The sequence below is a fragment of the Cellvibrio fontiphilus genome, from assembly GCF_042646205.1.
GTDB lineage: Bacteria > Pseudomonadota > Gammaproteobacteria > Pseudomonadales > Cellvibrionaceae > Cellvibrio > Cellvibrio fontiphilus_A.
The window spans coordinates 1-17,245 of the sequence record NZ_JBHRTF010000006.1; the positions used below are offsets into that span (position 1 = coordinate 1).

Below are 17,245 nucleotides of genomic sequence, written 5' to 3' on the forward strand. Positions count from 1 at the left end.
TTGCTGACAGGCTGGAGTGCTCAGGTTAGTCACCAGGTTAGGCAGTGAATCCGGCTCGATGATCGCAATAATGCGCAATTCACGGTATTTCGGATCGGCAAAGATGGACGCCAACACATCGATGTACTCGGTGCGATAGCGGGTAGTGCCTTCCACGCCTTGTTTCAACTCGCCGTTAGATGCCAGCGCATGGCAATCGCGGTTGGGCAGGTCATAGACCACTACCTGGATCACGTTAGCTTTTTGCGCCAGCGCGGCATCCAAATGGTCGCGCAGGCCCCAGCTACCATCGGTAGGGGCAATGGCACCGATGCGATCCATCCACACCGCTGTGTTGTAGTTAGCGATTTTGGAACCACCGGTTTCCGCCTGTGCTTTGGCCGACCAGATAGGGTCTATGTACCACTGTGCACCGACAAAGGGGTTATCCAAACGCGGGCCAACACTGCCAACGCTTGAGCTGCTCATGCTGACGGCGGAGCTGCTGGCGATTGAGCTGCTAACAACCGAGGAACTGCTGCTGGTTGTTGAACTGCTAATGAGTGATGAGCTGCTGATCGAGCTGGAACTTGGTGGCACCAGACTTGATGAAACGCTTGAGGAGGAAGGCGTAGTCGCCACTGAGCTGGATGAGCGCAGGGATGATGACGAGCTGGTAGTTACTGCACTGGAGCTAATGCCACAGTTTGATACCACACCAAAGGGCGATGGTTGGCTGGTGCAGGTAGCGGTAGAGATACAGCTTCTGCCGTCCTCGTAACCCCAACCATTGGTTGTGGTTTTGCAGGTTGGGTAAAGCGTGCCGTACCAATTACATTGTGATGCGCACTGGTTGGGCTGGCTACTGGAGGTGTTGGCCAGGCTGGATGAGCTGGCGGGCGGCACACTGCTGGGCGCGGAGCTGCCGGGAGTATTACCGCAGACGCTGCCGGTGATGGCTGGTATCTCGGCAGTGTTACCGTTTTTGTTGCCTTGAACACCAAAGCTGATGGTCTGCCCGGGTTGGATGCTGCTGTTCCAACTCAATGCACTGGCACTGTAGGGGTTGTTGCCACTGAGAGTAGCGTTCCATGAGCTGGTGATGCGGTTGTTGGTATAGGCCCAACCGACTGTCCAGCCGTTGATGGCGGTAGTGCCATTGTTGGTAATACTGATAGTTCCCTGAAAGCCGGTATTCCATTCGTTGTTGAGCGTGTAGCTACAAACTGCCGCTTGAGCCTGACTCACGCCAACCATACTCAGGCCTAGCAGCGACGCTATGCCGAGGGTTTTGCGCAATGAAGTTTTCATCGTATTGATCCTTGCGTGTGGTGTTGAAAGTGCCAGAGCACTTTTGTTTTTTCACCTATCATCCCGGTAGTTTTATTGTATTTACCAAAAATGAACTGCAGGTGGGTATGGACCGTTGTTACTCCTGTAGGGCGTTTTACTGTTTCTTAAAACGCACACCAGCCATGGCTTGGTTGATTGAATTTGCCGCTTGTTATTGTTGTGTTTGCTATCGCTATTATTGTTATGGGTGAACAGTGTTTTATTGGTACAAAAATTCAGGTGTTATCATGCTTGCAGGGTGTTCATTTATATTATAAGTATTTGTATTAAAAAGGGTTATTGTGCTGGATGCAGTATTTTTTACCCCTGCCGCAGTGCATTTCGGGAATAAATGATAGCGCTGTCAATTTTGTTTTTAAAATATCACTTTGCAATAAAAAAAACTCTTTCCCGTTGCTTGTGGCATCAAATTTTGTTGGTTGCGTCACGCATTTTTTGTGTGCGAGATAAACCTTTGATGGCGCTTGGCGCATAGATCTACATTTGTTGGTTGTAACGAAAAATACCCGAGGGCAAATCCGCTCGGGTATTCAAAAGGCAGGTTTATTATTTAGGCGACCTCCCTGTCGGCTGGATTATTAAATCAGTTGGCCTGTGTTAGGCGCCGATCATGCCGCCATCGTTTTTGGTCACAATAACCGTTGCCGAGCGAGGGCGTGCGTTACCGCCTTCTGGCCAGTGGCTGGTGAAGTTTGTGGGGGTAGAGCGGTCACCGGGGTGCTGGATATTTACAAACAGGGTTTTCATGTCTGGTGTTGCGGTTACACCAGTTACCTCAGCATCTACCGGCCCTACAAAAAAGCGTTTGACTTGTTTGGTTACCGGGTCAGCGGCCAGCATTTGGTTGTTACCGTATGGGCCGCTAGCCTGTTGGCTGCCGCTCATGTCGGTCTGGATCCAAAGCACGCCGCGTGGGTCCATCCATAAACCGTCCGGGCTGGCAAAGTGGTTATCCGCTGTCAGGGCAACGGCAGAGGCTCCTTCGCCGGTGGTAGTGCCAACATCGCCGCCGAGCAGGAAAATATCCCAGTTAAAGCTGGTGTTGCTGTTGGCCGTTTCGCGCCAGCGGATGATATGGCCAGTAGCATTATTGGCGCGCGGGTTGGCAGCATCGGTCGTGGTGCGGCCGGTGTTGTTGGTGAGGGTGAAATACACCTCGCCCGTTTCCGGGTGAACCGCGCCCCATTCCGGGCGATCCATTTTGGTCGCGCCCATCACATCGGCGGCGAGGCGGGTATTGATCAGTACATCCGCTTGGTCGGCAAAAGTCACGCCGGCAGTGGCGGCTTTGGCGATGAAGTTGCTGTTGGTGATATCCAGTGGCAGCCATTCACCAGTCCCATCAGCGTTGAATTTAGCAGCATAGAGAGTGCCGGTATTCAGCAAGTAACCACCGGCAGTAGCCTTGTGATAAGGCTCGGCGCTGACGAATTTGTAAATGTATTCGTTAGTCGAGTCGTCACCGGAGTAACACACAATAGGTTGGCCCTCTACGGCGGGGGCAAAAATCACACCTTCATGGCCAAAGCGGCCCAAAGCGGTACGCTTTTGCGGGCGACTTTCTGGGTCGAAGGGGTCAATCTCTACCATCCAGCCAAAGGTATTGGGTTCGTTGCGGTAGTCATCTACTGCGCTGGCACCCTTGGTTGATGCATCAAAACGGATGTATTCGTCAGCGCCGGAATCCGCCAGCTCCCAGTAATAGCGACCATTGTTAGCCGGTACGCTGTATTCCTTGTGTTCGCGTGGTGGTGTTGCATCTTTATTAACAAAATAACCGGCCCAGTTTTCTTCTGCAGTCAGGTAAGTATTCCAGGGGGTTGAACCCATGCCGCAGTTATTCAGGGTGCCGCGTGTGGAAGTACCGTTGGGGCTGTATTTGGTTGCCAATTTCGCCGAGCCAGACGCTGGGCCGCGAATGTCCATTGGCGTTGCGCCGGTGATGCGGCGGTTGAACGGGCTGCCGTTCACTACTTCCCAGTTGCTGCCGTTTTTGCGGATGTGAATAACGCTCACACCGTGGGCGGCAATTTCTTTGCGCACTTCATCGGTTGGGCGTGTTGCGCCCAAGGTTGGGCCATTGGGATGCATCAGGTTGTGGTCGATGTACTCATGGTTCATCACCAGCAGGCCTTCGCTGGAATTGGTAGCGGTGGTTTTGGCATCCATCGGGAAAAAATGAATACCGTCGTGGTGCGCGCCCACTTGCTGTTCTTGTTCGGCGCCGGTGTTGCTGGCGTCCGCTTTAAAGGCAGGCATGCTGCCAGTGAGAGGAGTGCCCCAGGGAACAAACGCGGTGGCGGTATAACCTGTCGGGACGGTAATGGCATCGGCGCGGGTAGTGGCTATCGCGGTGAAACCCAGCAGTGGAGCTACTGAGGATGAAGCTGCGCTGCTGCTGGAAGACGCCGGTGCGCTGGAACTGGAAGAGGAACTGCTGGAGGAGCGATTGTCATTGTCATCATCGCCGCCGCAGCCAACCAGGCTGGTGCCCATAAATGCCACAACCGCTGTGCTCAAACTGCCTTTGAGGAACTGGCGGCGCTTTTGCAGAATGTCGGCAAAGTGAGGGTTACTGGAGTGATTGCGGTTTGGCTCTATACCAGAGTTGTCAATTTCATAAGCGGTATGGTCGGTCATCGGTTGCTTCCTAATTGTAGTGATAAAAAACGGCGTCAAAATGCGGATGCAAGCGATTAAAAACATTCCATGTTGCAGAACGGCGACAGAAAAGCGACAGTTTGTTGAAGCTTTGATAACAGTTTGGTTAACGCAGGCAGAGGCGATGTGAATAGGCGAGGGCGCGCAAATCTGCTAGGCTTTGCCCAGCCAAAAATAGCGGATTAAAAATTTATCTACCTTATGGAATTGAATGTGCAGCCCGTTCAACCTGATTACTCCATTTATCGCGGCCTGGTCAGCGATTTACTTGCGGGCAATGAACAGTTGCCCAGTTTGCCCTCCATTACCTTTGAAATTCGCAATGCACTGGAGCAGTCTGATTTGTCCATGGTTGAGCTGAGTAAACTGCTCGCCAAAGATCCTGCACTGTCTGCCATTTTGCTCAAATACGCTTCAAGTCCATTGATTGGTTTGCAAACCCCACCGCAAACCTTATTGGAAGTAGTACGCCTGCTGGGAATGAATCAAGTGGAGCGCATCACCATGGTGCACTCCATCAAAAGTTTATTTTCGGTGCATTCCTTCAAACACAAGCGCTTGTTTGTAGAGGCTTGGCGGCGCATGGCGCTGAAAGCCAGCCTGAGTATTTTTATCGCCAAGCGCGTGGGTAAAGTGGTGCCGGACCAGGTGCTGATGGCTGCCTTGTTGAGTGAAGTAGGCACTCTGGCGGTTTTGTCGGCATTTAAAAAAACCGATGAAACACCTGAGCTGCCGGTCTATGTCGCCCTTTGTCGTGAGTACGCTAAATCACTGGGTGTTATCACCTTAAAAAACTGGCAGGTGGACAGCCAGTATTTAAATGTTATTCACAATATCGGTAATTGGTCTGGCGAAAATAAAGGGCCAATTAATTTAATCGATATTCTCAATCTGGGGCTGTACCACTCGATCAAACTTAGCCATGCAAAAAATGATTTGCCGCCCATCACTGAGTTAACGGCCTATCAAAAATTGGAGCCGCCGGATAATTCCATTGTGGCTGGCGGCCTCACTCTGGTGATGACCAATGTGCAAGAAATCCGCATGGTGGCAAAAAGTTTGTTTTAACCGGTGGGTTGTTTTACCTGGGGAGATAAAAAAGGGGCGTTTGCCCCTTTGTTAATTCTGTAGCTTATATCCTTATCGATATCCCTACCTGCAGCCCTGCCGAGATCCTTTCTTCTCCTTAATTGCTGTTTTTATCCTTAGGCTTCCTTGCGTACAGAAATTATCCTGCCGCGAAAAGATGACAAGGGTATGACAGCGTTAAATTTAATCACCTTGATTGTTAAGTGCTCTCTATGTTCAGCGAACTTTTCGCCATTCTTGCTCCCATTATGATTTCTGTTGGCGCCGGTTTTATTTGGGGAAAATCCGGTAGCGATTTTCCGGCGGATTTTATTTCGCGCCTGGTGATGAATATAGGCACGCCCTGTTTGATTATCAGCGCTATGACCAAGGTGGAAATTCAGCCGGCGGTGATGGGGCAGGTGGCCTTGGCTACGGCAATCATCATGACGGCCATGGGATTGTTTGGCTGGTTTTTGCTGCGCTGGATGAAATTGGAAATCGCCACTTATTTGCCGCCGCTGGTTTTTCCCAATAACGGCAATATGGGTTTGCCCTTGTGTTTGTTTGCCTACGGCCAGACGGGGCTTGCACTCGCGCTGGGTTCATTTATGGTGATGATGGTGGCGACCTTCACTGTCGGTTTATTGATGGTCGCCACTAGCGAAGGCAATATTTTCAAACGCATGGCATCAATCGCCAAACAACCGGTGATTTATGCCATGGCAATTGCTGTGGCCCTGTTGCTCACTAACACCCAGTTACCGCGTTGGATGACCAACACCTTGGATTTGCTTGGTGGTATCGCCATTCCCTTAATGACACTGGCGCTGGGCGTTTCACTGGCCACCTTAAAAATTCATTTCTGGAAACGCAGCTTGTTTTTCAGCGTTATTCGGGTGGGCGGCGGTTTGCTGTTGGGCATATTAGTGTGTGAATTAATGGGCTTGACCGGTGTTTCGCGTAATGTGGTGTTATTGCAATCTGCCATGCCTGTGGCAGTGTTTAACTACTTGCTGGCACTGCGTTACGGTCACAAACCGGAAGAAGTGGCGGCAATGGTATTAGTGTCTACACTTCTGGCATTCATCGGGCTACCGTTTTTGCTGATGGCAATTTTGTGACTTTGCGGCCCTTGTGTGTTATTTGAAATTTTATCTGGCAAAAAATGAAATGGATTTTCGTTCAAGAGATAAGAGAGTAGTGAATGGAAAATCCAACGGTTTCTTTTGCACGGCTTGCCTGTAGCCTTCAGCAAACGGCCCTGCAGTATGAAGTTAACCAGCTGCTTGGCATAACACCAGCATCAGGTGAGTGGGTAGAGCACGTTAATAAAAACGATTACCGCGGCGGTTGGGATGTGCTGCCGCTACGCTGTCAGCGACAATATCTGGATGCTCATCCGATCCTGCAAGGTTTTGCCATAGCCGATGGCGATGACTGGGAAAATTTACCCCTTTTAGCACATTGCCCGGTAATTACTTCCATTTTTAACCAACTGCAGTGCCCCATTAAAGCGGCGCGTTTAATGCGTTTAAAAGCCGGCGCAGAAATAAAACCGCATCGCGACCATCAGTTAAGCATCGAATACGGTGAAGCGCGTTTGCATTTGCCGATTCATACCAGTGATGCCGTTAGTTTTTTAGTCGACAACAAAAAGATTCCCATGCGCGCGGGTGAACTTTGGTATTTCAACGCCGATCAACTTCACGAAGTTTATAATCGCGGCAGCCAAGACCGGATTAATCTGGTGATTGATTGTGTCGCCAACACCTGGTTGTGCGAACAAATTTATGCAGGTGTTGCACATGAGTAATTACTTTTCGCACTACTGCAGATTGATCAGTTCACCAGAGCATGTGGCTATTTGCTGCCAGATCCAATCCTTAAGCGAGTTGCTGGCTTATCTAAAAAACCTGTGGTGTTGCCCGCAGTTAAATAATGATGAATTGCTGAGTGAAATTAATCGCTTAAACCAAATACCCATTGATCTGCCCGTAGTTTCTGGTTCATCCGAGGTTTCGCTGGCGGGCCGCTGGTTACCTTATCGCTATCAAACCAAAGGCCAGTGGGTGAAGTGGTTAGTGCCTGTTGGCCATGCCACTGAGCCGTTTCAGGATGAAACAATTTCCCGTTATCGCCAGCTGTTGTTAAATCAAATTGTCCAGCCATGTACAACCTTGGCATTTGCACAACAGGCTATTGTTGCCCAAGCTCAACCGGCAGGTTTTATTTTTCACCTCTCGCGCTGCGGTTCAACGCTGGTATCCGGGTGCCTGTCGGAACTTGAATCTACCTGCGTGTTTTCTGAGTCGCCACTGCTCACGGAATTATTGCTGGACCAACAGTTGTCGCAACAACAGCTACAAGTTTCACTGCGCACATTTATTAATTTACAAGCCGCCGCTTTCCCCCAGCGACCACATATGGTTATTAAATGGAATGCCTGGGATATTTTTTATTGGCATCTAATTCGCGAAATGTATCCCGATGTACCTGTTGTATTTTTGGTGCGCGACCCTGTTGAGATTTTGGCGTCCCACAAGAAATTTCCGGGCAGGCACATGGTGGGCGACACTTTGTTGACACAGGCATTTCCCCAGTTGCATAAAAAAGACTACGAAGTTTCCGGTTTGGACTATCCTGTTCATGTCATTGCTAGTTTGCTTGATGAAATGTCTGCCGCCACTAGCGGCTCCTGTGTGATGGATTATTCCCAGTTGGGGTCACGGCAAATAGTCGCGCTATGTCGTTTTTTTTGCGGTGAGCTGGATAACCGGGCAGAGCGCAGCATTAATAATCGCCTAAGATTTCATTCCAAGCATACTGATCAGATGTTTGCCAACGATAGTGTTAAAAAGCGACAGGTATTTGATTCGCATAATCTTGAACGAATAAACGCAGAGTTGGGCCAGACTTACCAGCGATTGATAAATAACAATATCAAGGCAGAGGTTACAAATGCTTAGGAGGCTTGTATTGCCCGGTGCAATTAGCCTGCGCCGCGCCACAGAAAACGACTCGGATTTTGCAGAGGCGTTATTCGTTTCCACGCGCGAACATTTTTATCAGCTACCCTTGGCTCCCCAGCAAATAGACGGATTATTAAAACAGCAATATCAACTGCAGCAGGTCTCTTACTGCGCGAACTTTCCCGCTGCACAGTTATACATTATCGAAATTCTCAATCAGCCTATTGGTAAATTGTTAGTGGATATCAGCGATAGCTATTTGCGGCTGATCGATTTTGTTTTGCTCAAAGAGAAACGCAGCAAGGGTTATGGCTCCGCCATCTTGCGTAGCTTGAAAGATCTTGCACAGCAAGAGAAGTTGCGAGTGCAGTTGAGTGTTGATCAGCAGAATATAGGCGCAAAAAAGTTGTATCTGAATTTGGGTTTCAGCGTGATTGAATCTTCTGCGACTCATGATTTGCTGTGTTGGTAGAGATTGGTGGGTTATCAATCGTGGATGACGTTATCTGGTGTAATGGTAACTCTGCTATCTCTGGCCTAAGCTCAAGTGTCATTAACCAGCTTGAAGCCGCAGGCGGTTTGTTGCTGCGTTAAGGTGATGGTAAAAATCAGGAGTTGTAGCGCTTTAATGGGTTTGTAAGCTTATTGAGGTTAAGGATGCTAAAAAATCAATGTTATTCAAATTAAATGTTAAGGAGAAATCATGTCTGATCCGTTTATTGGCGAAATTCGCATGTTTGCCGGTACTTTTGCTCCACGTGGCTGGGCGTTTTGTAATGGGCAGTTGTTGGCCATCTCTACCAATAGTGCACTCTTTTCTATCCTGGGTACTACTTACGGTGGTAATGGGCAAACAACCTTTGGGTTACCCAACTTGCAAGGTCGCAGCCCAGTGGGTACGGGCACTGGCGGCGGGTTGACTCCTGTTGTCCTTGGGCAGGTTGCCGGTGTTGAAAACGTTAACCTTACTGTCGGACAGCTGCCAGTTCACGCTCCAACAGCAACGTTTACCGGAACTCCAAGTAATGTGACCACCACGGTTGATGTTGCAACTACCACAGCAACGGCGATGGTTGCACCGGCTGCCGGTGCGACTACCTACCTTTCTGCAACTACGGCAAAGGCAGGCCCGAGTAATGTGACCTTCAATGGTTTGTTTTCGGGAACTGCTCCGGATTCAACCAAGGCAAACCTTGGTGGTGCGCATGGTAGTGTTACACCCAGCGGCACTGTCGCAGTGGCTCCAGTTGGCGGTGGGCAGCCGGTGGGAATTCGTAACCCTTACTTGGGTATGAATTTTATTATTGCGTTGGAAGGTGTATATCCATCACGTAATTAATATTTCGTCTTTAATATGTAAAGCAGGGCAATGCACTTCGATAACTTGAGAGCCAAGCATTTCTCGAGTTATCGAAATTTTTTCAGTGGATCATTAGTTTGTTGAGAGGCTTTTATGACAAGCTGCAAAACCGGTCATCACGACCATTATTTGGCTCGACCATTAAAACCGGCGAGCAAGAGCATTGGCATCAGGTTGTGTTCCATGCTGTGCTTTGTGGTAACCATGATGATAAGTGTTTTGAGCTATGGCGCCTCAATACCATCCAATGTCACCATCGATTTTAATGCTTCCGGGTTCGTCGAAAGTGCTGACCATGGGTCGGCTGTTTTTACCCAAGGTGATTTCACCATTACCTACAGCGCAGCCAATTGGTTTCAGGATACCGATGATGGGCAGGGTGGTAGTGCAGGCCTTTTTGCTGGTGCATTTACTGGCGTTGAAACGATTACTATCCAGACCACGTCGGGTAACGAATTCGATTTCACCAGCTTCTATATCAATGCATTTGGCGGAGGCTTTGCTTCGGCAGAAGGCTTCAGGGATGCCGCCTCAACGGGTACGCAAACTACGGGAACTGGTTTTGATGAAACGGCAGGAGCCTACACGGTTACCCTGAACAGTACTTTTGATAATGTTGATCGTGTTGTAATTTACTCAAATAGTTCAGGCTTCTTCGATGTTTTCGATAGTTTTGTCCTCAATACGGTACCAACACCCACCATCTCCTCTGCCACTTACAACACCACTACCGGTTCCTTAGTAGTTACTGGCACTACCTTCACTGCAACCGGCGGTGCAGCCAATGATGTTGATGCGAGCGATTTAACCCTGACCGGTGAGGGCGGCACTACTTATACGCTGACTGATACCGCCGATGTTGAAATATCCTCTGCTACCAGTTTCACCCTGACCCTCAGCGCCACTGACCGTGCGGCAGTGAATTTAATTGTGAATAAAAACGGTACCAGCTCTACTGGTGGTACTACCTACAACCTCGCCGGTGCGGCGGGTTTTATCGCTGCCTCAGCAGCCATTGCTGACCTGACAGGCAATGGCATAACAGCGACAGTTGCTGTGCCTACTGTCACATCTGCCACTTACGATGCCAGCACAGGGGCATTAGCTGTTACAGGCACTGACCTGAAAAAACTCAGTGGCGCCACCAACGAAATTATCGCCAACAAATTCACCTTCACCGGCGAAGGTGGCAGCACCTATACCCTGACTGACACGGCGAATGTGGAGATCACCTCAGGCACCAGTTTTACGTTAACCCTGAGTGCAACAGACAGGGCAGGGGCTAACCTGATCCTCAACAAAAATGGCACTCTCTCCACGGATATTTCCACCTACAACCTGGCGGCGGCCGAAGATTGGAACGCTGGCGCCGATGCTGCGGTGGCGATTGTCGATAACTCTGGTAACGGTATTACTGTAAGTAATGTGGCTGTGCCCGCCATCACCAGTTCCACCTACGATGCCTCCACCGGTGCCTTGGTAGTAACTGCTACAGGTTTGTTGAAATCAAATGGCGCTACCAATGACATAGTGGCCAACAAATTTACCTTTACCGGGCAGGGCGGCGGCACCTATGCCCTGACTGATACCAGCAATGTAGAAGTGACTTCCGGTACCAGCTTCACCCTTACGCTCAGTGCAACCGACCGTAACGCAGTTAACTTGCTTTTGAATAAAAATGGCACCAGCTCAGTGGGGGGGGCGACTTATAACCTGGCAGCCGCTGAAGATTGGAACGCCGGTGCAGATGCTGCAGTGGTTATTGCCGATACCACCGGCAATGGCGTGACTGTGAGCAATGCTATCTCTGCACCTGACGCCCCGACCATTGGCACTGCAACGGCGGGTGATGGACAGGCAGATGTCACCTTCACCGCCCCCGGTAGTGACGGTGGTTCGGCGATTACCCAGTACACAGCTACGGCTAGTCCCGGTGGTGCCACCGGTAGTTGTGCTGGCCCTGCAGCTTGTACCATTACCGTGACCGGCTTGACCAATGGAACGGCTTACACCTTCACCGTCACTGCAACCAATGCGATTGGCACCAGTACAGCATCGGGTGCCTCCAACTCGGCAACGCCCAAAGCTAACCAAACCATTACCTTCGCCAACCCCGGTGCGCAGAACTTTGGCACTACGCCAACGCTGAGCGCGACCGCAACCTCCGGCTTAACCGTTAGCTTTACCTCGTCCACAACCGGTGTTTGTACTATTACCTCTGGTGGTGCCTTGACCTTTGTGACCGCTGGCACCTGTACCATTGACGCAGATCAGGCGGGCAACGCCAGTACTAATGCTGCACCCACTGTGTCCCGCAGCTTCACTGTAAATGCGGTAGTGCCGGGCGCGCCTACCATTGGCACTGCCACTGCGGGCGACACCCAAGCTTCAGTAACCTTCACCGCACCTGCCAGCACTGGCGGGGCGGCGATTACGGGTTACACCGTCACTGCCAACCCCGGTGGTGCAACAGGGACAGGGGCTGGATCTCCAATCACTGTGACCGGTTTGACCAACGGCGTGTCTTATACCTTCACGGTGACTGCCACTAACTCGGCTGGTACCGGTGCAGCGTCAGCCGCGTCCAACTCGATTATTCCGGCAGCACCGCAAACCATTACCTTTGCCAACCCCGGAGCGCAGACTTACGGTACTTCGCCAACACTGACAGCGACATCCGATTCCGGTTTGACGCCGACCTTTACCTCATCCACTACCGGTGTTTGTACTATTACCAGTGGCGGTGTGTTGACCTTTGTAACGGCAGGTACCTGTACGATTAATGCGGATCAGGCAGGCGATTCATCCTACTTGCCTGCAGCCCAGGTGAGCCGTTCGTTCACTGTTAACCCTGCAGTGCCCGGTGCTCCAACCATAGGAACTGCCGTTGCTGGCGATACCCAGGCAAGCGTGGCATTTACTGCGCCCGTCAACACAGGCGGTACCACAATTACTGGCTATACAGTGACCGTCAGCCCGCCGGATGTAGCACCGGTAAACGGTGCCGCTTCGCCGATTGTGATCAACGGTTTGACCAACGGACAGGCCTACACCTTTACCGTGACAGCCGACAACGTAGCCGGTACTAGCCCTTCATCGGGCGCATCCAATTCGATCACTCCGGCGGCCACCCAGACCATTACCTTTGCGAATCCGGGACCGCAAACCTTTGGTACTTCGCCAACCCTTACAGCCACTACTGACGCAACCGGCCTGACGCCGACCTTTACATCATCAACGCCCGGTGTTTGTACTATCACTACCGGTGGCCTACTCACCTTTGTAAGTGCAGGGACATGTACGATTAATGCTGACCAGGCAGGTAATGGCAGCTATTTAGCTGCAACCCAAGTGAGCCGTAGCTTTGCGGTGAATGCCATAGTTCCGGATGCCCCAACGATTGGCACAGCAACCGCTGGCAATACCCAAGCCACTGTGACCTTTACTGCGCCAGCCTCTAATGGTGGTTCAGCTATCACAGGTTACGCAGTGACAGCGAACCCCGGTGGCATTACCCGTGCGGCAACCGGCTCGCCCTATACCTTTACCGGTTTGACTAATGGCACCGCTTACACCTTTACGGTAGTGGCGACTAACAGTGTTGGTTCTGGTGCTGCTTCAGCGGCTTCCAATGCGGTAACGCCTATCGGATCGCAGACCATCACATTTAACGCTCTGGCTGATCAATTGGTCGGCGCGCCGCTTACGGTTTCTGCGACCGCTTCCTCTGGTCTAACGCCTACCTTTAGTTCCTCAACTACTGGCATTTGTACCGTGACATCGGGTGGCGTTGTTACCCTGATTGCTGAAGGTACTTGTACGCTCACGGCGAGTCAGAGCGGTAATAGTGCCTACTTAGCTGCTGCGCCGGTGGAGCAGTCATTTGAGGTAACAACGGAGAACACGGCCCCAGTGATTACTCAGGGCAGCAGTACTAATGTGTCTATGAGTGAGGATGGAAGCCCTACGCCGTTCAGCTTGAGTCTTACTGCAACAGATGCCCAAAGTGACAGCTTGACTTGGACTATTACTGCACCTGCACAACAGGGCGATGCGAGTGTTTCAGCGGCTGGCGTTGTAAGTTACACCCCTACAGCGAATTACCAGGGTAGCGATAATTTTGTTGTCACCGTCAGCGATGGCAACCTGAGTGCAAGTATCACTGTGAACGTGACGGTTGAAGCGGTGAACGATGCGCCAGTGATCAGCGGCACGCCATCAACCAGCTTGGATCAGGATACTGCTTACAGCTTCACTCCAACCGCGAGCGATGTAGATACAGGTGACCTTCTGACCTTTAGCATCACTAACAAACCAACATGGGCAAGCTTTAATACGGCCACCGGCGCACTGACTGGCACTCCAGCAGGCAGTGATGCGGGTACATCGGGCAACATTGTTATCAGTGTCAGCGATGGTGTGGCCACAACGGATTTGCCGGCATTTGATATCGAAGTGTTGTCAACCATCGACCCATTACAGCCAGTGGTCACTGCGCCTGCCGATTTGGAAGTGAATGCCACCGGGTTGTTTACGGCGATCACTCTGCGTCAATTGTTGGGCGCCAATCCTGATGCAACCCCAGAGAGCATCAACGCTCTGCTCAAGGCCTTGGCTGCAGATGGTGTATCCGGCAACGAATGCTGCACCACATTTGCAGAAGGCTTCACGGCAGAAAATACAGTGTTGTTGCCGCCAGGTCGTCACGAGGTGCAATGGCGTGCCACCAATGCGGTGGGCGTAACAGGTGAAGCGATACAGCTAGTAAATATCAAGCCAATCGTGTCCCTGAGTAAGTCGCAAATTGCTATTCGCGACAGTGAGGTGGAGTTCCGTGTATTGCTCAATGGCCCATCACCTGTATACCCACTTACCGTGCCATTTGTGGTTGATGCCTCAACTACAGCAACACCAGCAGAACATAACCTGGTGAGTGGCAGTGTCACCTTCACCCAGGCCGGGCAATTGGAAGTGGCTGTTCCGGTAAGCCTTGCTGCTGTCAGTGGCTTTAGCGATAGTCAATTGGTGGTGGTGCTCGGGGAAGGGATTAATGCGGGTGCGGCTAATCGTCACACAATTGAGATTCGCCAAGGCAATATCCCTCCTATTGTTAGCCTGAGTATTAGCCAAGGTGGTGTGAATACCAGCTTGATTACACCAAATGGCGGCCCCGTTTCTGTCACCGCAACGGTCAACGATGCCAACAAGGGTGATACCCATAGCTACGATTGGTCTGCCACCACCGGCTTGGCTGACACTGATGGCGATATCACCAATTCGGTCAGAATATTTGATGCAACAGGATTGGTGGGCAGCCAACAAGTGCAACTGACGGTAACCGACTCAGCCGGTGCCAGCGTGAGAGCTTCAGCTTACTTCCGCGTAGTAAGTACCCTGCCAGTGTTGGATATCAATACTGATACTGACCAGGACGGCATTAGCGATTCATTGGAAGGTACCGGCGATAGCGATGATAACGGTATTCCTGATTATTTGGATAACATGCCATCGACCAACATACTGCCGCAGCAGAGTAATACCACCAACGCCTTCCTGATTGAGTGCGATCCGGGGGTACGCTGTGGTTTGGGCTTGTTTGCGCGTGGCAGTAGTTCCGGTGGTGTGCAGATTCTGGATCAGGAAATAGGGCAGCTCGACAATCTGGCTGTCGACCCCGCCTTTGAGCCTGTGGGTGGCGTGTTTGACTTTGCGATTCGCGATTTGCCAACCCCCGGCCAATCAGTACGTGTAGTTATTCCGCAGCGGTCGGCGATTCCGGCCAATGCGGTCTATCGCAAGTACCAGAATGGTCGTTGGGTAACCTTTATTGCAGATGCGGACAACGCCGTACATTCAGCTGCTGGCAACCCCGGTTACTGCCCACCGCCCGGTGCAGCAGATTGGACACCCGGCTTGACCGCAGGCCATATGTGCGTGCAGTTAACCATTGAAGATGGCGGCCCGAACGATGACGATGGTTTGGTGAACTCCGCGGTGGTAGACCCAGGTGCGGTAAGTAGTGCACTGCCGGTAGAGCCACCACCACCTCCGCCGCCAGCACCGGATGTCACTGTCAAATCCAAAGGCGGTGGTGCGGTTAACGGACTCTGGCTCTTGTTATTAGGAAGCGTATTGATGATGAAATGGTTTACAGGAAAAAACCGCCGGGGCTTGATGGCCCTGGCACTGATCGCCACCTCGGCCTCCACCCAGGCACTTACCGACGGCAAAGCCTTTGTGCGGGTTGACCTTATCAATGTGGAAGGCGACCAAAGCGAAGCCATGTTCACCCAATCGCTGGGTGCGGCGGGTCATGCGTTCACGGTGGACAAATACGACATTGACCGCCGTGGCTACCAAATTGCCCTGGGCTACCAATGGCACGACTACACCTACAGCGAATTGGGCTATCTGGAGCTGGGCGATGTAACAGTGGATATGACACTGGATGGTGACACCGACTTAACCGCCTTCAAGCGCGACTTCGCGAATGCCTACCCGGTCAGCGCCAGTGGTTGGACTCTAGTGCAGGGTTTAACCCTGCTGCGCGACCAACCGGTGACTATCTCCCTGGAGGCGGGCGCTTATTTGTGGCAAGACGAAAAAGAAACTAACCAGCAAGCAATCACCCTGCAAAGCGACAGTGGTGTTGCACCGCTGGCGGGAATTCGGTTGGATCTGGGTTTAACCGAGCGCTTGTCCTACGGGGTTAGTGCGCGCCGGATTTATCTGGCGGATCAGGTAGTGGATATGTATTCGTTATCCGGGCGTTTTCGGTTTTAGCGGGTGATAAGCCTGAACTTGTACTAACTATTTCCTTTAAGGGCCCGCGCCAATTCGATTACCGATAAAGGCGCGGAGCCTTCTGCTTTATTGCTGAGTGTGACAAATACATTCTGCCCACCACTGGCTGTTCCGCTAATCACTTTTACCAGCGCCATGCGTGTTTCTATGTCCGGGTCGATGATCTTGTCGTAAGGCTCATAGGCATCTTTGGCATCTTCATAACCAAATGCGCCATGTACCGGGTTTAAATTCCAGCGACAGACAAATGGCCTGGGCCAGAGCGCGCGCAGAATGGGAAGCTGCTCGCTAATACGCGGCATTTTTGCATGTAAACCCATGCAATAAGTCGCGCCGGTATCGCGTAATGCCGCCACAAATTGCGGTGTTAACCACTGCGGGTCGCGCACTTCAACGGCGACAACACCATCAGGGGCGATGCTTTTTAAATCGGGAATGGATTTTAATAACAGGTGCAAACGGTCTATTAATTTGGGCATCTGTGCGAGCCAGTGAGCGGGCAGGGGGCTGATCTGAAAAACCAGTGCACCTAATTTGTGTTGCAGGCCTTGCAGTGCCGGCTCCGCAAATAATTGCACAGCATCTGCGGCGTTTAAGAAATTGGCATTGGCGCGCCTGCCGCGACCGCTGTCATCGCGCACCAACGCATCGGTAACCAAACTCGGGGCTTTCACCACAAAACGAAAATCGTTGCTGACTTGCGCGGCATATTGCGCGAACTGGGCAAGGTTAAGTGGGCGATAAAAACTGCGGTCGATACTGACGGTGCGAAACAGTGGATGCTGGCCATAAGCTGCCAGTCCATGACGCGATAAGTTTGATTCGGTGTAATCACCATTCCACACTAGTCCATTCCAGCCTGGGTAATTCCAGGATGATGTACCGAGCCGCACCTTCGCGGGCAGCGCTTCTGCAAGCGCTATGCACTCCGGTTGCGGTGTCATTGGCGCAACAAAATTGCCAGATGTTTGAATCAACCCAGCCTGTGACTGGGGTGATTCATCAAAGAGTGAATTCTGCATAATTGGCGGTTGTCAGTGTGATATCA

Annotated in this window: 11 protein-coding genes; 7 read left to right on the forward strand and 4 right to left on the reverse strand. The window is 51.4% G+C overall.

Annotated elements, in window-relative coordinates; translation table 11 throughout:
- The 3 genes from ACFODX_RS13785 to ACFODX_RS13795 all read right to left on the reverse strand — a co-directional run.
- Nucleotides 1-1,290 (reverse strand): glycoside hydrolase family 6 protein (locus ACFODX_RS13785; RefSeq protein ID WP_378120139.1); only part of this gene is annotated, 1,290 nt, incomplete at its 3' end.
- A gap of 308 nt (nucleotides 1,291-1,598) precedes the next feature.
- Complete coding sequence (locus ACFODX_RS13790) at nucleotides 1,599-1,805, reverse strand: hypothetical protein (protein ID WP_378120141.1); 207 nt, start codon at nucleotides 1,803-1,805, stop codon at nucleotides 1,599-1,601.
- 124 nt (nucleotides 1,806-1,929) lie between these two features.
- Complete coding sequence (locus ACFODX_RS13795) at nucleotides 1,930-3,972, reverse strand: PhoX family protein (RefSeq protein ID WP_378120143.1); 2,043 nt, start codon at nucleotides 3,970-3,972, stop codon at nucleotides 1,930-1,932.
- Between the two features lie 234 nt (nucleotides 3,973-4,206).
- Between ACFODX_RS13795 and ACFODX_RS13800 the strand changes: the two genes are divergently transcribed.
- The 7 genes from ACFODX_RS13800 to ACFODX_RS13830 all read left to right on the forward strand — a co-directional run bounded on the left by ACFODX_RS13800 (nucleotide 4,207) and on the right by ACFODX_RS13830 (nucleotide 16,176).
- Nucleotides 4,207-5,061 carry an HDOD domain-containing protein gene (locus ACFODX_RS13800; protein ID WP_378120145.1) on the forward strand — a complete coding sequence of 285 codons (855 nt, stop codon included), beginning with the start codon at nucleotides 4,207-4,209 and terminating at the stop codon, nucleotides 5,059-5,061.
- Nucleotides 5,062-5,294: 233 nt separating this feature from the next.
- Entirely contained in the window at nucleotides 5,295-6,185 is an 891-nt protein-coding gene (locus ACFODX_RS13805) for an AEC family transporter (RefSeq protein WP_378120147.1), read from the forward strand.
- A gap of 83 nt (nucleotides 6,186-6,268) precedes the next feature.
- Nucleotides 6,269-6,877: an aspartyl/asparaginyl beta-hydroxylase domain-containing protein gene (locus tag ACFODX_RS13810; protein ID WP_378120149.1), complete on the forward strand. Its 609-nt coding sequence runs from the start codon at nucleotides 6,269-6,271 to the stop codon at nucleotides 6,875-6,877.
- Nucleotides 6,870-8,030 carry a sulfotransferase family protein gene (locus ACFODX_RS13815; protein ID WP_378120151.1) on the forward strand — a complete coding sequence of 387 codons (1,161 nt, stop codon included), beginning with the start codon at nucleotides 6,870-6,872 and terminating at the stop codon, nucleotides 8,028-8,030. Before ACFODX_RS13810 ends, ACFODX_RS13815 begins: the two co-directional genes overlap by 8 nt.
- Nucleotides 8,023-8,505 (forward strand): GNAT family N-acetyltransferase, encoded by a 483-nt coding sequence (locus ACFODX_RS13820; protein ID WP_378120153.1) that lies wholly within the window; start codon nucleotides 8,023-8,025, stop codon nucleotides 8,503-8,505. Before ACFODX_RS13815 ends, ACFODX_RS13820 begins: the two co-directional genes overlap by 8 nt.
- A 231-nt stretch (nucleotides 8,506-8,736) precedes the next feature.
- Nucleotides 8,737-9,372 carry a phage tail protein gene (locus tag ACFODX_RS13825; RefSeq protein ID WP_378120155.1) on the forward strand — a complete coding sequence of 212 codons (636 nt, stop codon included), beginning with the start codon at nucleotides 8,737-8,739 and terminating at the stop codon, nucleotides 9,370-9,372.
- A 114-nt stretch (nucleotides 9,373-9,486) separates the two neighbouring features.
- Entirely contained in the window at nucleotides 9,487-16,176 is a 6,690-nt protein-coding gene (locus ACFODX_RS13830; RefSeq protein ID WP_378120157.1) for a beta strand repeat-containing protein, read from the forward strand.
- Nucleotides 16,177-16,199: 23 nt separating this feature from the next.
- Here ACFODX_RS13830 and ACFODX_RS13835 read toward each other — a convergent pair whose 3' ends face one another.
- The gene (locus ACFODX_RS13835; protein ID WP_378120159.1) at nucleotides 16,200-17,219 is read right to left on the reverse strand and encodes a DUF72 domain-containing protein; all 1,020 of its coding nucleotides are present in this window, start codon (nucleotides 17,217-17,219) and stop codon (nucleotides 16,200-16,202) included.
- Between the last annotated feature and the right edge of the window lie 26 nt (nucleotides 17,220-17,245).